16 protein-coding genes and 1 pseudogene are annotated in these 15,114 nt (G+C 60.6%); 9 read left to right on the forward strand and 8 right to left on the reverse strand.

Annotated features, from left to right (window positions below; translation table 11 throughout):
- From V3W27_RS26530 to V3W27_RS26545, 4 genes are all read left to right on the forward strand, one after another.
- Entirely contained in the window at window positions 1-1,059 is a 1,059-nt protein-coding gene (locus tag V3W27_RS26530) for an alpha-ketoacid dehydrogenase subunit beta (RefSeq protein WP_330207933.1), read from the forward strand.
- Complete coding sequence (locus V3W27_RS26535; RefSeq protein WP_330207934.1) at window positions 1,060-2,340, forward strand: dihydrolipoamide acetyltransferase family protein; 1,281 nt, start codon at window positions 1,060-1,062, stop codon at window positions 2,338-2,340. It begins immediately after the preceding gene.
- Window positions 2,341-2,344: 4 nt separating this feature from the next.
- Complete coding sequence (gene lpdA, locus V3W27_RS26540) at window positions 2,345-3,718, forward strand: dihydrolipoyl dehydrogenase (protein WP_330207935.1); 1,374 nt, start codon at window positions 2,345-2,347, stop codon at window positions 3,716-3,718.
- A gap of 270 nt (window positions 3,719-3,988) precedes the next feature.
- The gene (locus V3W27_RS26545; RefSeq protein ID WP_027613221.1) at window positions 3,989-5,008 is read left to right on the forward strand and encodes a branched-chain amino acid aminotransferase; all 1,020 of its coding nucleotides are present in this window, start codon (window positions 3,989-3,991) and stop codon (window positions 5,006-5,008) included.
- Between the two features lie 54 nt (window positions 5,009-5,062).
- Here V3W27_RS26545 and V3W27_RS26550 read toward each other — a convergent pair whose 3' ends face one another.
- Window positions 5,063-5,941: a LysR substrate-binding domain-containing protein gene (locus V3W27_RS26550; RefSeq protein WP_330207936.1), complete on the reverse strand. Its 879-nt coding sequence runs from the start codon at window positions 5,939-5,941 to the stop codon at window positions 5,063-5,065.
- 105 nt (window positions 5,942-6,046) lie between these two features.
- On the opposite strand from V3W27_RS26550, the gene V3W27_RS26555 reads away from it, so the two are divergent.
- Entirely contained in the window at window positions 6,047-6,655 is a 609-nt protein-coding gene (locus V3W27_RS26555; protein ID WP_134786058.1) for a LysE family translocator, read from the forward strand.
- 23 nt (window positions 6,656-6,678) lie between these two features.
- On the opposite strand, the pseudogene V3W27_RS26560 reads toward V3W27_RS26555, so the two are convergent.
- The 3 genes and pseudogenes from V3W27_RS26560 to V3W27_RS26570 form a co-directional block, all read right to left on the reverse strand.
- Window positions 6,679-7,497 (reverse strand): annotated as a pseudogene (locus tag V3W27_RS26560) (TIGR03915 family putative DNA repair protein); the annotation flags it as partial.
- Window positions 7,494-8,714 carry a putative DNA modification/repair radical SAM protein gene (locus V3W27_RS26565; protein WP_139055924.1) on the reverse strand — a complete coding sequence of 407 codons (1,221 nt, stop codon included), beginning with the start codon at window positions 8,712-8,714 and terminating at the stop codon, window positions 7,494-7,496. The pseudogene V3W27_RS26560 and the gene V3W27_RS26565, both read right to left, overlap by 4 nt.
- A gap of 150 nt (window positions 8,715-8,864) precedes the next feature.
- Window positions 8,865-9,620, reverse strand: coding sequence for an ArsR/SmtB family transcription factor (locus V3W27_RS26570; protein WP_330207937.1), 756 nt, complete (start codon window positions 9,618-9,620; stop codon window positions 8,865-8,867).
- Window positions 9,621-9,698: 78 nt separating this feature from the next.
- Here V3W27_RS26570 and V3W27_RS26575 point away from each other — a divergent pair, with 78 nt between their 5' ends.
- A complete protein-coding gene (locus tag V3W27_RS26575) occupies window positions 9,699-10,802 on the forward strand; it encodes a cytochrome P450 (RefSeq protein WP_330207938.1) in 1,104 nt (367 codons plus the stop codon).
- Here the strand turns inward: V3W27_RS26575 and dmeF are convergent.
- Together dmeF and V3W27_RS26585 are read right to left on the reverse strand one after the other, a co-directional pair.
- Window positions 10,799-11,734 (reverse strand): CDF family Co(II)/Ni(II) efflux transporter DmeF, encoded by a 936-nt coding sequence (dmeF, locus tag V3W27_RS26580; RefSeq protein WP_330207939.1) that lies wholly within the window; start codon window positions 11,732-11,734, stop codon window positions 10,799-10,801. The two genes, V3W27_RS26575 and dmeF, sit on opposite strands and share 4 nt — an antisense overlap.
- A gap of 12 nt (window positions 11,735-11,746) precedes the next feature.
- Window positions 11,747-12,022 (reverse strand): metal/formaldehyde-sensitive transcriptional repressor, encoded by a 276-nt coding sequence (locus V3W27_RS26585; RefSeq protein ID WP_003223990.1) that lies wholly within the window; start codon window positions 12,020-12,022, stop codon window positions 11,747-11,749.
- 623 nt (window positions 12,023-12,645) lie between these two features.
- Here V3W27_RS26585 and V3W27_RS26590 point away from each other — a divergent pair.
- The 3 genes from V3W27_RS26590 to V3W27_RS26600 all read left to right on the forward strand — a co-directional run bounded on the left by V3W27_RS26590 (window position 12,646) and on the right by V3W27_RS26600 (window position 13,924).
- Window positions 12,646-13,023, forward strand: a complete 378-nt coding sequence (locus V3W27_RS26590; RefSeq protein WP_330207940.1) for a DUF6124 family protein — start codon at window positions 12,646-12,648, stop codon at window positions 13,021-13,023.
- A 156-nt stretch (window positions 13,024-13,179) separates the two neighbouring features.
- Window positions 13,180-13,449: a hypothetical protein gene (locus tag V3W27_RS26595; protein WP_330207941.1), complete on the forward strand. Its 270-nt coding sequence runs from the start codon at window positions 13,180-13,182 to the stop codon at window positions 13,447-13,449.
- 163 nt (window positions 13,450-13,612) lie between these two features.
- On the forward strand, window positions 13,613-13,924 hold the full coding sequence (locus V3W27_RS26600) for a helix-turn-helix domain-containing protein (RefSeq protein ID WP_330207942.1): 312 nt from the start codon (window positions 13,613-13,615) through the stop codon (window positions 13,922-13,924).
- A 50-nt stretch (window positions 13,925-13,974) separates the two neighbouring features.
- On the opposite strand, the gene V3W27_RS26605 is transcribed toward V3W27_RS26600, so the two are convergent.
- Both V3W27_RS26605 and V3W27_RS26610 read right to left on the reverse strand, forming a co-directional pair.
- On the reverse strand, window positions 13,975-14,313 hold the full coding sequence (locus V3W27_RS26605; protein ID WP_115990136.1) for an FKBP-type peptidyl-prolyl cis-trans isomerase: 339 nt from the start codon (window positions 14,311-14,313) through the stop codon (window positions 13,975-13,977).
- Between the two features lie 187 nt (window positions 14,314-14,500).
- Window positions 14,501-14,809: an RcnB family protein gene (locus tag V3W27_RS26610; RefSeq protein ID WP_027613230.1), complete on the reverse strand. Its 309-nt coding sequence runs from the start codon at window positions 14,807-14,809 to the stop codon at window positions 14,501-14,503.
- Between the last annotated feature and the right edge of the window lie 305 nt (window positions 14,810-15,114).

Consider the following 15,114-nt stretch of genomic DNA (forward strand, 5'->3'; position numbering starts at 1 on the left):
ATGAACGATCACAACAACAATATTCAGTTGGAAACCGCCATGACCACGACCACCATGACCATGATCCAGGCCCTGCGCTCGGCCATGGATGTGATGCTTGAGCGTGACGACAATGTGGTGGTGTTCGGTCAGGACGTCGGCTACTTCGGCGGCGTGTTCCGTTGCACCGAAGGCCTGCAAACCAAGTACGGCAACTCGCGGGTATTCGACGCGCCGATCTCCGAAAGCGGCATTGTCGGTGTTGCGGTGGGCATGGGCGCTTACGGCCTGCGCCCGGTGGCCGAGATTCAGTTCGCCGACTACGTCTACCCCGCTTCCGACCAGATCATTTCCGAAGCCGCGCGCCTGCGTTATCGCTCGGCCGGCGAGTTCACCGCGCCGATGACCCTGCGCATGCCATGCGGCGGCGGGATCTACGGCGGCCAGACCCACAGCCAGAGCATCGAGGCGATGTTCACTCAGGTCTGTGGTCTGCGCACCGTGATGCCGTCCAATCCTTATGACGCCAAAGGCCTGCTGATCGCCTCCATCGAAAACGATGACCCGGTGATCTTCCTTGAGCCGAAACGCCTGTACAACGGCCCGTTCGACGGCCACCACGACCGCCCGGTAACCCCGTGGTCGAAACACCCGCAGGCCCAAGTGCCGGACGGTTACTACACCGTGCCTCTGGACGTCGCCGCGATCACCCGTCCGGGCAAGGACGTGACCGTGCTGACCTACGGCACCACCGTGTACGTGTCGCAAGTCGCCGCTGAAGAAAGTGGCGTTGACGCTGAAGTCATCGACCTGCGCAGCCTGTGGCCGCTGGATCTGGAAACCATCGTCAAGTCGGTGAAGAAAACCGGTCGCTGCGTGGTGGTGCACGAAGCCACCCGCACCTGCGGTTTCGGCGCCGAGCTGGTGTCGCTGGTGCAAGAGCATTGCTTCCATCACCTGGAAGCGCCGATCGAACGCGTTACCGGTTGGGACACCCCCTACCCGCACGCGCAAGAGTGGGCGTATTTCCCAGGGCCGTCCCGAGTGGGCGCGGCGTTGAAACGGGTCATGGAGGTCTGAATGGGCACGCACGTTATCAAAATGCCGGACATCGGCGAAGGCATCGCAGAAGTCGAACTGTCGCAGTGGCACGTCAAGGTTGGCGATCTGGTGGTTGAAGACCAGGTGCTGGCGGACGTGATGACCGACAAGGCAATGGTCGATATTCCGTCGCCGGTTCACGGCAAGGTGATTGCGCTCGGCGGTCAGCCGGGTGAAGTGATGGCGGTCGGCAGTGTGCTGATCAGCATTGAAGTTGAAGGCGCCGGGAATCTGAAAGAGTCCGCCGCGCCAGCACCGGTTGCTGCGCAAGAGCCGCCTGCTGCTCCGAAAGTTGAAACAGTTGCCGAGAGCAAACCTGCCGCTGCTGCTGGGCCGCGCCCGGCACCGGTTTGCCAGGGCCCGATGGTTGCCCGCGAGGCCGATGAACGTCCGCTGGCCTCGCCGGCCGTGCGCAAACATGCGCTGGATCTGGGCATTCAATTGCGTCTGGTGCGCGGTTCCGGCCCGGCCGGCCGTGTGCTGCACGAGGACCTTGAGGCCTATCTGGCGCAAGGTCAGTCGAACGCTTCGGCACCGGCAGCCGCCGCATACGCTCAGCGTCACGATGAAGAACAGATTCAGGTTATCGGCATGCGCCGCAAGATTGCCCAGCGCATGCAGGACGCCACCCAGCGCGCCGCGCACTTCAGCTACGTCGAGGAAATCGACGTCACCGCGATTGAAGAGCTGCGCGCGCATCTGAATGAAAAACACGGTACCAGCCGGGGCAAGTTGACCTTGCTGCCATTCCTGATCCGCGCACTGGTCGTCGCCCTGCGCGACTTCCCGCAGATGAACGCCCGTTACGACGACGAAGCCCAGGTCATCACCCGCCTCGGCGCAGTGCATGTCGGTGTCGCCACGCAAAGCGATGTGGGCCTGATGGTGCCGGTGGTGCGTCACGCCGAAGCACGCAGCCTGTGGGACAGCGCCGCGGAAATCTCGCGTCTGGCCAATGCCGCACGCAATGGCAAGGCCAGCCGCGACGAATTGTCCGGCTCGACCATCACCCTGACCAGCCTCGGTGCGCTGGGCGGCATCGTCAGCACGCCGGTGCTGAACCTACCGGAAGTGGCCATCGTCGGCGTGAACAAAATCGTCGAACGGCCAATGGTCGTCAAAGGCCAGGTGGTGATCCGCAAGATGATGAACCTCTCCAGCTCCTTCGATCACCGCGTGGTCGACGGCATGGACGCGGCGCTCTTCATCCAGGCCATTCGTGGCTTGATCGAACAACCCGCGACCCTGTTTGTGGAGTGATGCAATGCAAACCTTGAACACCACGCTGCTGATTATCGGCGGCGGCCCCGGCGGTTACGTGACGGCGATTCGCGCCGGGCAACTGGGCATTTCGACGATTCTGGTCGAAGGCCAATCGCTCGGTGGCACTTGCCTGAACATCGGCTGCATTCCGTCCAAAGCGTTGATTCACGTGGCCGAGCAGTTTCACCAGACACAACATCACAGTCAGCATTCTGCGCTGGGTATCAGCGTCTCGGCACCAACCCTCGACATCAGCAAGAGCGTCGAGTGGAAGGACGGCATCGTTGATCGCCTGACCACCGGCGTCGCCGCACTGCTGAAAAAGAACAAGGTCCAGGTCATCAATGGCTGGGCCAAAGTCATCGACGGCAAAACCGTGGAAGTCGGCGATACGCGGATTCAGTGCGAGCATCTGGTGCTGGCCACCGGTTCGACCAGCGTCAACCTGCCGATCCTGCCAATCGGCGGGCCGATCATCTCCTCCACCGAAGCGCTGTCGCCGAAGTCCGTGCCCAAACGTCTGGTGGTGGTGGGCGGCGGTTACATCGGTCTGGAGCTGGGCATTGCTTACCGCAAGCTCGGCGCCGAGGTCAGCGTGGTCGAGGCGCAGGATCGTATCCTGCCGGCCTACGATGCCGAGCTGACCCAACCGGTCCACGAAGCACTGAAGCAACTGGGCGTGAAGCTCTATCTCAAGCACAGCGTGCTGGGTTTCGACGGCACCTTGCAGGTGCGTGACCCGAACGGCGACACCCTCAATCTGGAAACCGATCAGGTGCTGGTGGCAGTCGGGCGCAAGCCAAATACTCACGGCTGGAACCTCGAAGCGCTGAACCTGGACATGAACGGCTCGGCGATCAAGATCGACAGCCGCTGCCAGACCAGCATGCGCAACGTCTACGCCATCGGCGACCTCAGCGGCGAGCCGATGCTCGCCCATCGCGCCATGGCTCAGGGCGAAATGGTTGCCGAGCTGATCAGCGGCAAATCCCGCGAATTCAACCCGACCGCCATCGCCGCCGTGTGCTTCACCGACCCGGAACTGGTGGTGGTTGGTCAAACTCCGGATGAAGCCAAGGCTGCCGGGCTGGACTGCATCGTTTCCAGCTTCCCGTTCGCTGCCAATGGCCGGGCGATGACCCTGGAATCGAAAAGCGGTTTCGTGCGGGTGGTAGCGCGGCGCGACAATCATGTGATTGTCGGCTGGCAGGCGGTCGGGGTTGGCGTGTCGGAGTTGTCGACCGCGTTCGCGCAAAGCCTGGAAATGGGTGCGCGCCTCGAAGACATTGGCGGCACTATTCATGCGCATCCGACCCTGGGTGAAGCGGTGCAGGAAGCGGCGTTGCGGGCGTTGGGACATGCGTTGCATCTGTGATGGATGGTGGCAGTGGTGGCCTCTTCGCGAGCAAGCCCGCTCCCACAGGGAAATGTATTCCAAAATGTGGGAGCGGCTTCTTCAGGGAAATGCATTCCCCCTGTGGGAGCGGGCTTGCTCGCGAATTCTTGAGGCCGACACGATTTATCTGCCTGTCATCCGATAGTCCGGGCTGCGAAACCGCTCAAGAATGAAGTATTGTTGTGCCCATCCAAAAAAACGTCAGAAGCCTTGAACCGTTTCGACGGTTGTTCAGTGATAGAGGGTGTCATGGGTAACGAAAGCATCAATTGGGACAAGCTGGGTTTTGACTACATCAAGACCGACAAACGCTATCTGTCGTACTTTCGCAATGGCGAGTGGGACAAAGGCACCCTGACCGAAGACAACGTGCTGCACATCAGCGAAGGCTCGACTGCCCTTCACTATGGCCAGCAGTGCTTCGAAGGCCTGAAGGCTTATCGTTGCAAGGACGGCTCGATCAACCTGTTCCGTCCTGACCAGAACGCCGCGCGCATGCAACGCAGCTGCGCTCGCCTGCTGATGCCGCACGTGTCGACCGAGCAGTTCATCGAAGCGTGCAAGGAAGTGGTTCGCGCCAACGAGCGCTTCATCCCGCCATACGGCACCGGCGGCGCGCTGTACCTGCGTCCGTTCGTGATCGGCGTGGGTGACAACATCGGCGTGCGTACCGCGCCGGAGTTCATCTTCTCGGTATTCGCGATCCCGGTCGGCGCCTACTTCAAGGGCGGCCTGACTCCGCACAACTTCCAGATCTCCAGCTTCGACCGCGCCGCCCCACAAGGCACTGGTGCGGCCAAGGTCGGTGGCAACTATGCCGCCAGCCTGATGCCGGGCTCCCAGGCCAAGAAAGCGCACTTCGCTGACGCCATCTACCTGGATCCGCTGACCCACAAGAAGATCGAGGAAGTCGGTTCGGCCAACTTCTTCGGGATCACCCACGACAACAAGTTCATCACCCCGAACTCGCCGTCGGTCCTGCCAGGCATAACCCGTCTGTCGCTGATCGAACTGGCGAAAACCCGTCTGGGTCTGGAAGTGATTGAAGGCGACGTGCTGATCGACAAACTGTCGGACTTCAAGGAAGCCGGCGCCTGCGGTACCGCGGCGGTGATCACCCCGATCGGCGGGATCAGTTACAACGACCACCTGCACGTGTTCCACAGCGAAACCGAAGTCGGCCCGGTCACCCAGAAGCTCTACAAAGAGCTGACTGGCGTGCAGACCGGCGACATCGAAGCGCCAGCGGGCTGGATCGTCAAGGTTTGATCTGACGGCTGCTGATGCACAAAAGCCCCCATCGAGTGATCGATGGGGGCTTTTTCATGGGCGCTGTTGCTGTAGCCACTCAATCAACACTTTGGTGTGCGCCGACGCTTGCGGGGCAACGCCGTAGTAATAGCGTGGCAGCGGCATGCGCAGATCCGGCAACGGACAGATCAGGCGACCACTCGACAAATGTGTGCCGAGCAAAGTAGTCGGACACAGCGCGATGCCCTCGCCCGCCACGGCCGCTTCCAGCACCCGGTGCATGTAATCAAACTGACGGATCACCTGAGTGCTGCTCTGACTCTGGCCAAAATGCCTCGCCCAGTGGTGCCAGTCTTCACGCCGCGCCCTGACGGTGAGCAAGGTATGCACACTGAGGCCGGCGAGATTTGTCAGCGGCAGTCGCTCAATCAATGCCGGCGCCGCGACCATGACCAATTCATCCTCGAACAACGCGTGCGCCTCCAGCGTCGGCGCCCAATCGTCACGGCCCCGGCGGATGACAATGTCGAAATCGTCGCGGGCCGGATCCGGCGACTGGGTCTGCGTGACGACCTGGGTGTCGATGTGCGGATGCTGCACCGAAAAGTCCGCCAAACGAGGCGTCAGCCATAACAGGGCGAAGGACGGCCGGACATTGATCGTGATCGTCGGCCGCGCTGCCTGTCGCCTCAACTCGGCAGCGGCGTCGGCAATCTGCGCCAGACCGGCGCTGACTTGCTGATAAAAAAGCTCACCCGCCGGCGTCAGCAGCGACTGCCTGATGCGCCGTTCAAACAACAAAACGCCCAGATGTTCTTCAAGCAGTTTGACGTGGCGGCTGACCGCACTATGGCTGACATGCAGCTCGTCGGCCGCCAGGCTGAAACTCTGATGACGAGCAGCCACAGCGAAGGCGCGAACCGCATTGAGTGGGGGAAGTGAATTTTTCATGGGTCTAATTTAGTCACATATGCACTGCATTTAAAGCGTTTGTCAGCGCGTCGCCGCCACGCCAATCTGCCCGCACGCAGATACGCGATTCGACGGAGCAACATCATGCACAGTTACGGACTCTTTGTACTGTTCGCCGCCCTGACCATTTTGAGCCCCGGGCCGGGCGTGGTGCTGACCCTGTCCAACGCCGTGCGCCTGGGCTGGACCGGCGCAGTACCCGGCATTCTGGGCATCGCCTCGGGCGCGTTCGTGGTGGCTGCCCTCAGCGCCACCAGCGTCGGCTTGATCCTCAGCGCCTCGGCCGAGGCGTTTACCGTGCTGAAATACGCCGGAGCTGCATACCTGTTGTACTTGGGCTTCAAGAGCTGGCGTTCAGATCGTTTCCGTAGCCTGCAGCAGGTTCGCCCTTCTCGTCCGGGCTACCGTTTTCTCGAAGCCGCGTCCCTGCAGTTTCTCAATCCGAAAGCGATCTTCTTCTTTCTGGCCGTATTCCCGCAGTTCATCGACACTGAACAGGTTTTTTACCCGCAGTTCTTCAAACTGGTGGCCTCTTACGCGGTGCTGGTAATTCTGGTGCACGGCAGCTATGCCCTGCTCGCCAATGCGGCCAAAGGCTGGCTGTCGAGCCCGAAAGGATCCTGGCTGGCGGCAAAAGTCTCGGGGGTGACCTTTGCCGGTTTTGGTCTGCTGATGGCGTCGGCAACCCGCTGATCGACCTGCTCAGGCTCATTCTGTTTCAAGGCAATTCGCTTGCCGGCTCGCGCGGCAATCCCGCTGGCCTGTCCGTTCTGCTGCTTGCCCGTGCGCGCCTGGGTAATCAGCCCGGGAATCAACTCCCCTTCCGGCAGATTCTTCCAGAACCGTACCGGCAAGTGCCCTTGCATGACCTTCTCGTTCAATCGCGCCGGGTTGAAGATGTGGCTGTAGTACGTCAGCCATAATTCGCCGTGTGGGTCATCGACGTTCTGCGCCAGTTGCTGCCATTCCACCGGGCACTGGCGCTGATGAATCAACTGTTCGCCATCGTAATAAACCCCGTCACGCGGCGTGGCGATCAACCAGCGATGTCGGCCCATGCGTCCGATGAAATGTTCGCTGGCACTGTGCAGGATGTCGTGGGCCGGTTCGTGCCACGCGACGTATTGCGGGCCTGGCTGATCCTGCGGGCGTTCGATGAAACGCACGAACGCATGCAAATGGTGGGCTTCGCGCTGCACCTGCTTGATCCGCCGCTGCAACTCGCTGCCGAGTTTGTCGCCAGCCATCATCGCCGTGCGATCGCCATGGCTGACTCGCCACAGCACTTCATACAACAGACTCCAGCGCTGGTCGCCCCGGTAGCGCGCGGCTTGCTCCAGGGTGTCGAGCAGTGCACGGGGGATGCGTGCCTGAAACGGCCCCTGCCCCTCGGGCACCGAAACGTCACTGGCAAACAGATCGCTCACCCCTTCCGACGCCCAGCTCACCAGACTCGGGTCGACTTCATGGCTGAGCAGCCAGCGTGCCTGCTGGCGCCAGGTGTCGAACAGGTCGTCGCAATCGAGATTGATCATCCCCACAACCCCATCTGCTGCGGCTGCGGCCGGTCGCGCAGTTGCTGATAGAGCATGTGGCTGGTGACTTCGGCCTGTTGCGGGTGGTAGTCGCTGGTGATGATGAACGGCTTGGCCTTGGCCAGCACACAACGCATGCGCGCCACATCTTCGTAGCGGATGCGCCGTTGCTGGCGCAATTGCACCAGACGTTCGGTGGTACGCAAGCCAATGCCCGGGATGCGCGCGATCAGCGCCGGTTCGGCGCGGTTCAGGTCCAGCGGAAACACTTCGCGATTCTGCAGCGCCCAAGCCAGTTTCGGATCGATATCCAGCGCCAGATTACCCGGGCCCTTGAGCAACTCATCGGCGCTGTAGCCGTAGCTGCGCAAGAGGAAATCGGCTTGATACAAACGATGTTCGCGCATCAGCGGTGGTGCGGCCAGTGGCACGCTTTTCGGGCTGTCGGGGATCGGGCTGAAGGCCGAATAGTAGACCCGCCGCAAGCGGTAGTTGCCATACAGCGACTGGGCGCTGTGCAGGATCGTGCTGTCATCGGTGTCATCGGCGCCGACGATCATTTGCGTGCTCTGCCCGGCGGGAGCGAATTTTGCCGAACGCGGTTCGTTGAGCACCGTTTGTACGCCGGTGTAAATGGTGTTCATTGCCTGCTTGATCGAACCGATCTGCTTCTCCGGTGCCAGGGTTTGCAGGCTGGCGTCGGTGGGCAGTTCGATATTGACGCTGAGGCGATCGGCGTAGCGCCCCGCCTCCTCGATCAATGCCGGATCGGCCTCGGGAATGGTCTTGAGGTGAATGTAGCCGCGAAACTCGTGCTGCTCGCGCAACAGCTTCGCCACGCGCACCAGTTGTTCCATGGTGTAGTCCGCCGAGCGGATGATCCCCGAGCTGAGAAACAGCCCGCTGACGCAGTTGCGCCGGTAGAAATCCAGGGTCAGCGTGACCACTTCCTCGGGGGTGAAGCGTGCGCGCGGCACATCGCTGGAGCGGCGGTTGACGCAATACTGGCAGTCGTAGAGACAGAAATTGGTCAGGAGGATTTTCAGCAGCGACACGCAACGGCCGTCCGGCGTGTAGCTGTGGCAGATGCCCATGCCATCGGTCGAGCCCAACCCGCTCTTGCCTTCGGAGCTGCGCTTGGGCGCACCGCTGCTGGCGCAGGAGGCGTCGTACTTGGCGGCGTCGGCGAGAATGCTGAGCTTGTCGATGATTTGCATGGCGCGGGCTCTTTACTGTGTGGATATACAGTATAGGTCCGAGCACGGGGTTACAAGGTGCCAGAAGCGCACCTCGTCGGGCAGAAGCTCAAGATCAAAGGATCGCAGCCTGCGGCAGCTCCTACATTAATTCGCAACAGTCGACATTTTTCAAATGTGCACACTCCCTGTAGGAGCTGCCGCAGGCTGCGATCTTTTGATCTTTGCGTCTAAAGGCAACTCAAGACCAAACCGCTTACCCATTTCCTTTCGCCCCGCCACGGTGAGCGCCAACGCCCGACTATCAAGATCCTGCGTCACCCACTTGCGTTTCAGCGCCATCTGCAACAACGCCGCTCCCAGCGAACCGCCCAGATGCGGCCGGCGCATGCTCCAGTCCAGGCACCGGCAGGCAAACTTGCGGCGCAAGGTACTCAAGTCCTGCACCTCAATCCCCAAGCTCGCAAACAACGCGTCGCCGGTGCCGCTCAAGCGATAAGCCCGCTGATCGGTTTCCACCAGCCACCCCGCCTCAAGCATACGGTCGTGGAGCAACACCGCCAGCGTGCCGGCCATGTGGTCGTAGCAGGTGCGGGCGAATTGCAGGCGATCCGGGGTGTGCGGCTTGAAGCTAGGTGCGGCGTTCTGGCCGATCACCATCAACGCTTCCAGCGCCTGAGCCACGCGCTGATCGGCGAGGTTGTAATAACGATGGCGGCCCTGCACATGCAGGCGCACCAGTGCCAGATCCTTGAGCTTGGCCAGATGTGCACTGGCGGTGGAGGCGCTGACTTCCGCCACGGCCGCTAATTCAGTGCTGGTGCGGGCGTGGCCGTCCATCAGCGAGCAGAGAATTTTCGTGCGTGCCGGTTCGGCGATGGCGGCCGCCACCTGCGAAACGCCGATGTCTTGATGTTCTGCGTGCATATTTCGCTCCCCGACGAATCGTCGTCGCTGCGAACTGAAGATACTCGCATCACTTTCCCGACCACAAGGCTGTGAACCATGGAACCGATCATCGCTGCGACGCATGCCGATCCCTACCCCTACTACGCCAAACTGCGCGCCGAGGGCGGACTGACCTTTGATCATGGATTGAAGCTGTGGGTCGCCAGCAGCGCCCGAGCGGTGCGTGCGGTGCTGACGCATGCCGATTGTCGGGTGCGACCGTCGCAGGAACCGGTGCCCAAGGCGATTGCCTCGGGGCTGGCCGGCAAGGTGTTCGGGCAGTTGATGCGGATGAACGATGGCGAACATCAGCGCTGTCCGCGTGCGGCAATCGAGCCGTCACTGCAGTTGATAGATGAGGAGCAAGTACGCGCACTGGTGGCCGCGCGTCTGATTACAGCGGACGCCGACGGCTTATATAAGGCGATGTTTCGCGGCCCGGTGTGCGTGGTCGCGGCGCTGCTCGGCTTCACCCCGGCGCAAGGCCGGGCGATCAGTGAACTGACCGCGGATTTCGTCGCCTGCCTGTCGCCGCTGAGCAATGACCTGCAACTGGCGGCGGCGCATGCGGCGGCGGAGCAATTGCACGGCTATTTCATCGAGTTGCTGGCCGAAGCCGATAGCGAGTTGCTCAAGGCTATCGAGCAGCGATTTACAGGAGACGAAGAAACCCTGATCGCCAACCTGATCGGTCTCTGTTCGCAGACGCTCGAGGCCAGTGCGGGACTGATCGGCAATGCACTGATAGCGCTGCGACGTCAGCCCGAATTGCGCCATGCCTCAGTGGACGCACTGTTGGCCGAGGTTCAGCGCTTTGATCCGCCAGTGCAGAACACTCGGCGCTTTGTCGCACAGACTTGCGAGATCGATGGCGTGCGGCTCGAGGCTGGCGAAGTGATTCTGGTGCTGCTGGCCTCGGCCAACCGCGATCCATTATTGAATGAAGCGCCTGAACGGTTTCTGCTGGATCGTCCTGACCGGCGCAGTTTCAGCTTTGGCAGCGGCCGGCATCAGTGTCCGGGGCAGACGCTGGCGTTGAACATTGCCGCTGCGACTGTCAGAGAAATCCTTGATCAGGGTATGAATCTGCAACAACTGACGTGGCATTACCGCCCCTCCCTCAACGGGCGGATTCCACTGTTCAGCGCAGTGCAGCCTTAAACGCTGCGCAACTCGATGGTCAGGTGCGACAGCTCATGTACCGGCGCCAGCCGCTCGCGGATCGCCTCCGCTGTCACGCCCGCCGCCGCGACCACACTGACAATCGCCGCCCGCGCCTGCGGGCCGACCTGCCAGACATGCAGATCGCTGATGCACACATCGTCCGAGGTTTCCAGCAGTTCGCGAATCTCTGCGGCAACCGGTTCGTCGGTGGTGTCGAGCAGCACCGCAGCGCTGTCGCGCATCAGGTTGTAAGCCCATTTCGCGATGACAATCGAGCCGACAATCCCCATCGCCGGATCCAGCCACACCCAACCCAAATAGCGGCCGGCCAGCAGCGCGGCAATTGCCAGCACCGAGGTCAGGGCATCGGCCAGCACGTGGACGTAGGCCGAGCGCAGGTTGTTGTCGTGATGGTGATGATGATCGTGGCCGTGCGCGTGATCATGCTGATGGCCATGGTCGTGGCCGTGATGGCCCATCAGCAGGAAGGCGCTGAGGATGTTCACGCCCAACCCGACAATCGCGATCAGGGTCGCTTCGCCGAACGCCACGGTAGTTGGTTCAAACAAGCGAAAAATCGACTCGCCGGCAATGCCCAGCGACACCAGCCCCAGCACCATGGCTGAAGCAAAACCGGCCAGATCGCCGACCTTGCCGGTGCCGAAACTGTAGCGGCGGTTGTTGGCGTTGCGCCGGGCGAAACCATAGGCCGCAGCAGCAATGCCCAACGCCCCGGCATGGGTCGCCATGTGGAAACCGTCGGCCAGCAGGGCCATGGAGCCGGTGAGATAACCGGCGGCGATCTCGCCGATCATCATCACAAATGTCAGCGCCACCACCCACAGGGTGCGGCGGGCGTTTTCGTCGTGAGACGCGCCGAGGAATTGGTGATCGTGGCTGAAACGCTCAGCGCTTGGGGTCAGGCTCATGATACGGATGCTCTATTTGGAATAACGGCGGATGGCTTGCAACAGATCTTCGGCGCCCTGAGCGCGCTGTTCGTCGGTGAGGTCGGGATGCGCCACGTGCTCACGGGTGTGAGCCTCGATGAACTGCTCCATCAACCCGTTGACCGCCCCGCGAATCGCCGCCACCAGATGCAAGGTCTTGGCGCAATCGGCATCGCCTTCCAGCGCTTTTTCCACCGCCTGCACCTGCCCGGCAATGCGTCGTACACGGTTGAGCAGCTCGTCTTTGTGTTCATGAATGTGCGACATACCTATACCCCCTACCCCTATATGGCGCGCATAGTCGCCGAAGGCTTGGGCAATCGCAAGCTTGGTGAGCATTCGAGGGATGAACGGGATGCTGAAAGCGACCTCACTCCCGTTGTAGGAGTGAGCCTGCTCGCGATAGCGGTGTGCCTGGAAACAAAGATGCTGAATGTACCGGCCCCTTCGCGAGCAGGCTCACTCCTACATTTTTCCGGGGGGTGCTCGGGTTCCGCGCCGTACGCAGATTCCCCTGTAGGAGCCAGCCTGCTGGCGATGGCGGACTGAAAAACGCAGCATCATTTCGGCATCATCCACAAGGCTACATCGCCTTGCGCCTTTGCCTACAAGTACGCCAGAATCCGCCGGCTTGTGCGGTTTGGGGGGCATCGGTAACTTGGCTCGCGTCACTGAATGATCAGTGATCGGGTTTAGTCGCTCGGTGTTATCTCAAGTTCGCAAGCTGTTATTCAGTCAGGCATCTCTACGCCTGCGCTCAATGGCGGCTGTGCGCAGGGCGCCTTCGGGCGCGCCGGTAATGCTTGGGTACTGGTCGACTAACCTGCGTACAGCTGCCACCTATTGTTTAGTCGCAAGTGCGTGTCAGCCTCATTGAGGTTACCCAGCAAATGTTTAAAGTGACGCCAAATCCGCCTGAAGCGGACGCAATACCTGACCCCGAATCAACGTCCCCCTACTCCGACCCCAATTCCAGAAAACTCCACGAAGCCGCCGAACGCGCCCTCGATCACTACCTGAAACCGCAGGCTACACCCGAGCGCAAACCCAGCCACATGTTTGTCGTCGCCCCGAACATGGACAACGAAGAACTGCTGGCCCACGCCTGCGAATCCATGGCCTCGGCCAGCATCATGCTCAGCGACTTCGCCGGCCTGCTCGACACGCCCTACCGCAACACCGTGCTCGGCATCCAGCAAGTAGTCATGCTCGGCGAACTCGCCGTGAACCGCGCCCTCGACAACCTCGAGCCCCCGATCGGAAACTGAAAAGCGTTCCTGTGGCGAGGGAGCTTGCTCCCGCTCGACTGCACAGCAGACGAGAATCCGGATCCGGGCCGAATCGATGGGTCTTGGGGTCGCTTCGCAACCCAGCGGGAGCAAGCTCCCTCGCCACAAGGAAAACGGCGCAAAGGAGAATTTCACATGACCAATAAAACAGATGCCCACGTCGTCGCCGCATTAGTCGCCATGGGCCTCAACGAACGGGATCGACGCTGGGCGCAGAACGCATGCCTGGTGTTGTTTGAAAGCGAGCGGGAAACAATTGTGGCCTTGGCCGTGAACGCTTTAGGGAAACTTGATGGGCTTGAAATGGAGGCTGTGCTGCCAGCGCTGCAACGTGTGAAATGCCGGTTTCCTGTACTGGAACGGACGGTGGCAGAAACGTTGTGCGAGATCGCGACGGTTGCCTGATTAATCGCGTCATCGTTCTTCAGAGCAGGCGCGCTCCTGCATTGGATCGGCGGTGTACTCGAATTCCAAGAGCCAGCAATCATCTGTCGGAGTGAGCCTGCTCGCGAAGGCGCCCTTTCCGCTAACGGATTTCTAATAACAAACCCAGGAAGAGAAACTAATCATGAAAAATCACCCACCCGATTCCAGGCGCTTTACAAGCGTCTGGGACGCACTGGAAGACACGCCGCAGGACGCCGCCAACATGCGCCTGCGGGCCAAACTGATGCGCACACTTTGCGAGACAATCCGTACCTGGGAGCTTCCCCAGAAGGAAGCCGCCAAGCGCTTGGGGATTACTCAGCCACGCCTCAATGACGTGCTCAACGGGAAAATCGACAAATTTTCTCTGGATGCGCTGGTCAATCTGTCGGCCGCAGCGAAACTGGAAGTAGACATCTGTTTCCCCCAGGCTGCACCGCTGCACTGGGCTTGAAGGCAGCTCGGATTCTTAGGCCAAGAGGCGATGTCGTTACTACATCCGCCTCAATCTTCCCGCGTCAAAACCTCCAACAATTCAATCTCGAACACCAGATTCGAATGCGGCGGAATCTTGCCCATCGTCCGCTCGCCGTAGCCCAAATGCGCCGGCACCAGCAGTTTGCGCTTCCCCCCCACTTGCATGCCCATCAGCCCCTGATCCCAACCCTTGATCACCCGGCCAGTGCCAATCACGCACTGGAAAGGTTTGCCTCGGCTGTGGGAAGAATCAAACTCGCTGCCGTCTTCCAGCCAGCCTGTGTAATGAGTGGTGATCAGCGCACCTTTGACGGCAGCCTTGCCCTCGCCCACCTGAAGATCGATTACCTGCAGTTCATCAGTCATGACATTCACTCAATCGCTTAAATGGCGGCCGTTTTCCCAGAATTGCCGGTGATTGGCAAGCCGATTGCGCAGAGCAACGCTATCACTCCTCGGATTGTGGATCTGGCGATGCAGGAGGTCAGACGCAGCAGGATTTTGAGGTGGGAAGCCCTGCACGAGTGCATGCGCAGGGCTTTGAGCCGGGGACTTAACGCTCGACAGGCTGCATCTCAACGATAGTGCCGTTGGTGATCATGACCATCACGTACTTGTCATTGATCTGCACCCACTGCGCCTGATCGACCGGGGCTTTCAAACCTTTCTGTTTCCAGTTTTTCAACGCTTTGTCGCTGCGCTGATAAATGTCTGGAGCCCGGTCGTTGACCTTCAATTCGCGGTCGCTGGTCGGCGACTGGACCGTGGGTTCGCTTGAGGTTTGCGCCGCTTGAACAAGTGGGCTGATCCCGGCAATGCCGGCGACCAGGGCCAGGCTGGCGATTAGGGTTTTGCTGTTCATCGGTGAACCTCCTTCAGATGTGTAATACCTGAACTCCGACTGCGGAGGACTGGAATCATTCCTTGTTTTTGCGTGGACTGGCCAGGGATTGTAGTTATCTGTGAGGCCGCTATCGCTGGCAAGTCAGCTCCCACAGGTTTGCTTGGTGTTGCAGGGACAGCGGGTACACCACAAAAACTGTGTGAGCTGGCTTGCCAGCGATGACATCGGTACATGCAGCATCTTCATTACCTGAACCACCGCTTTCGCGAGCAGGCTCGCTCCCACAGGAAGTGGTGTTTCAGGGGATTGATCCGCTTTGCGCA

It is taken from the genome of Pseudomonas sp. AM14(2022), from assembly GCF_036346455.1.
In the GTDB taxonomy this organism is placed as follows: domain Bacteria; phylum Pseudomonadota; class Gammaproteobacteria; order Pseudomonadales; family Pseudomonadaceae; genus Aquipseudomonas; species Aquipseudomonas putida_A.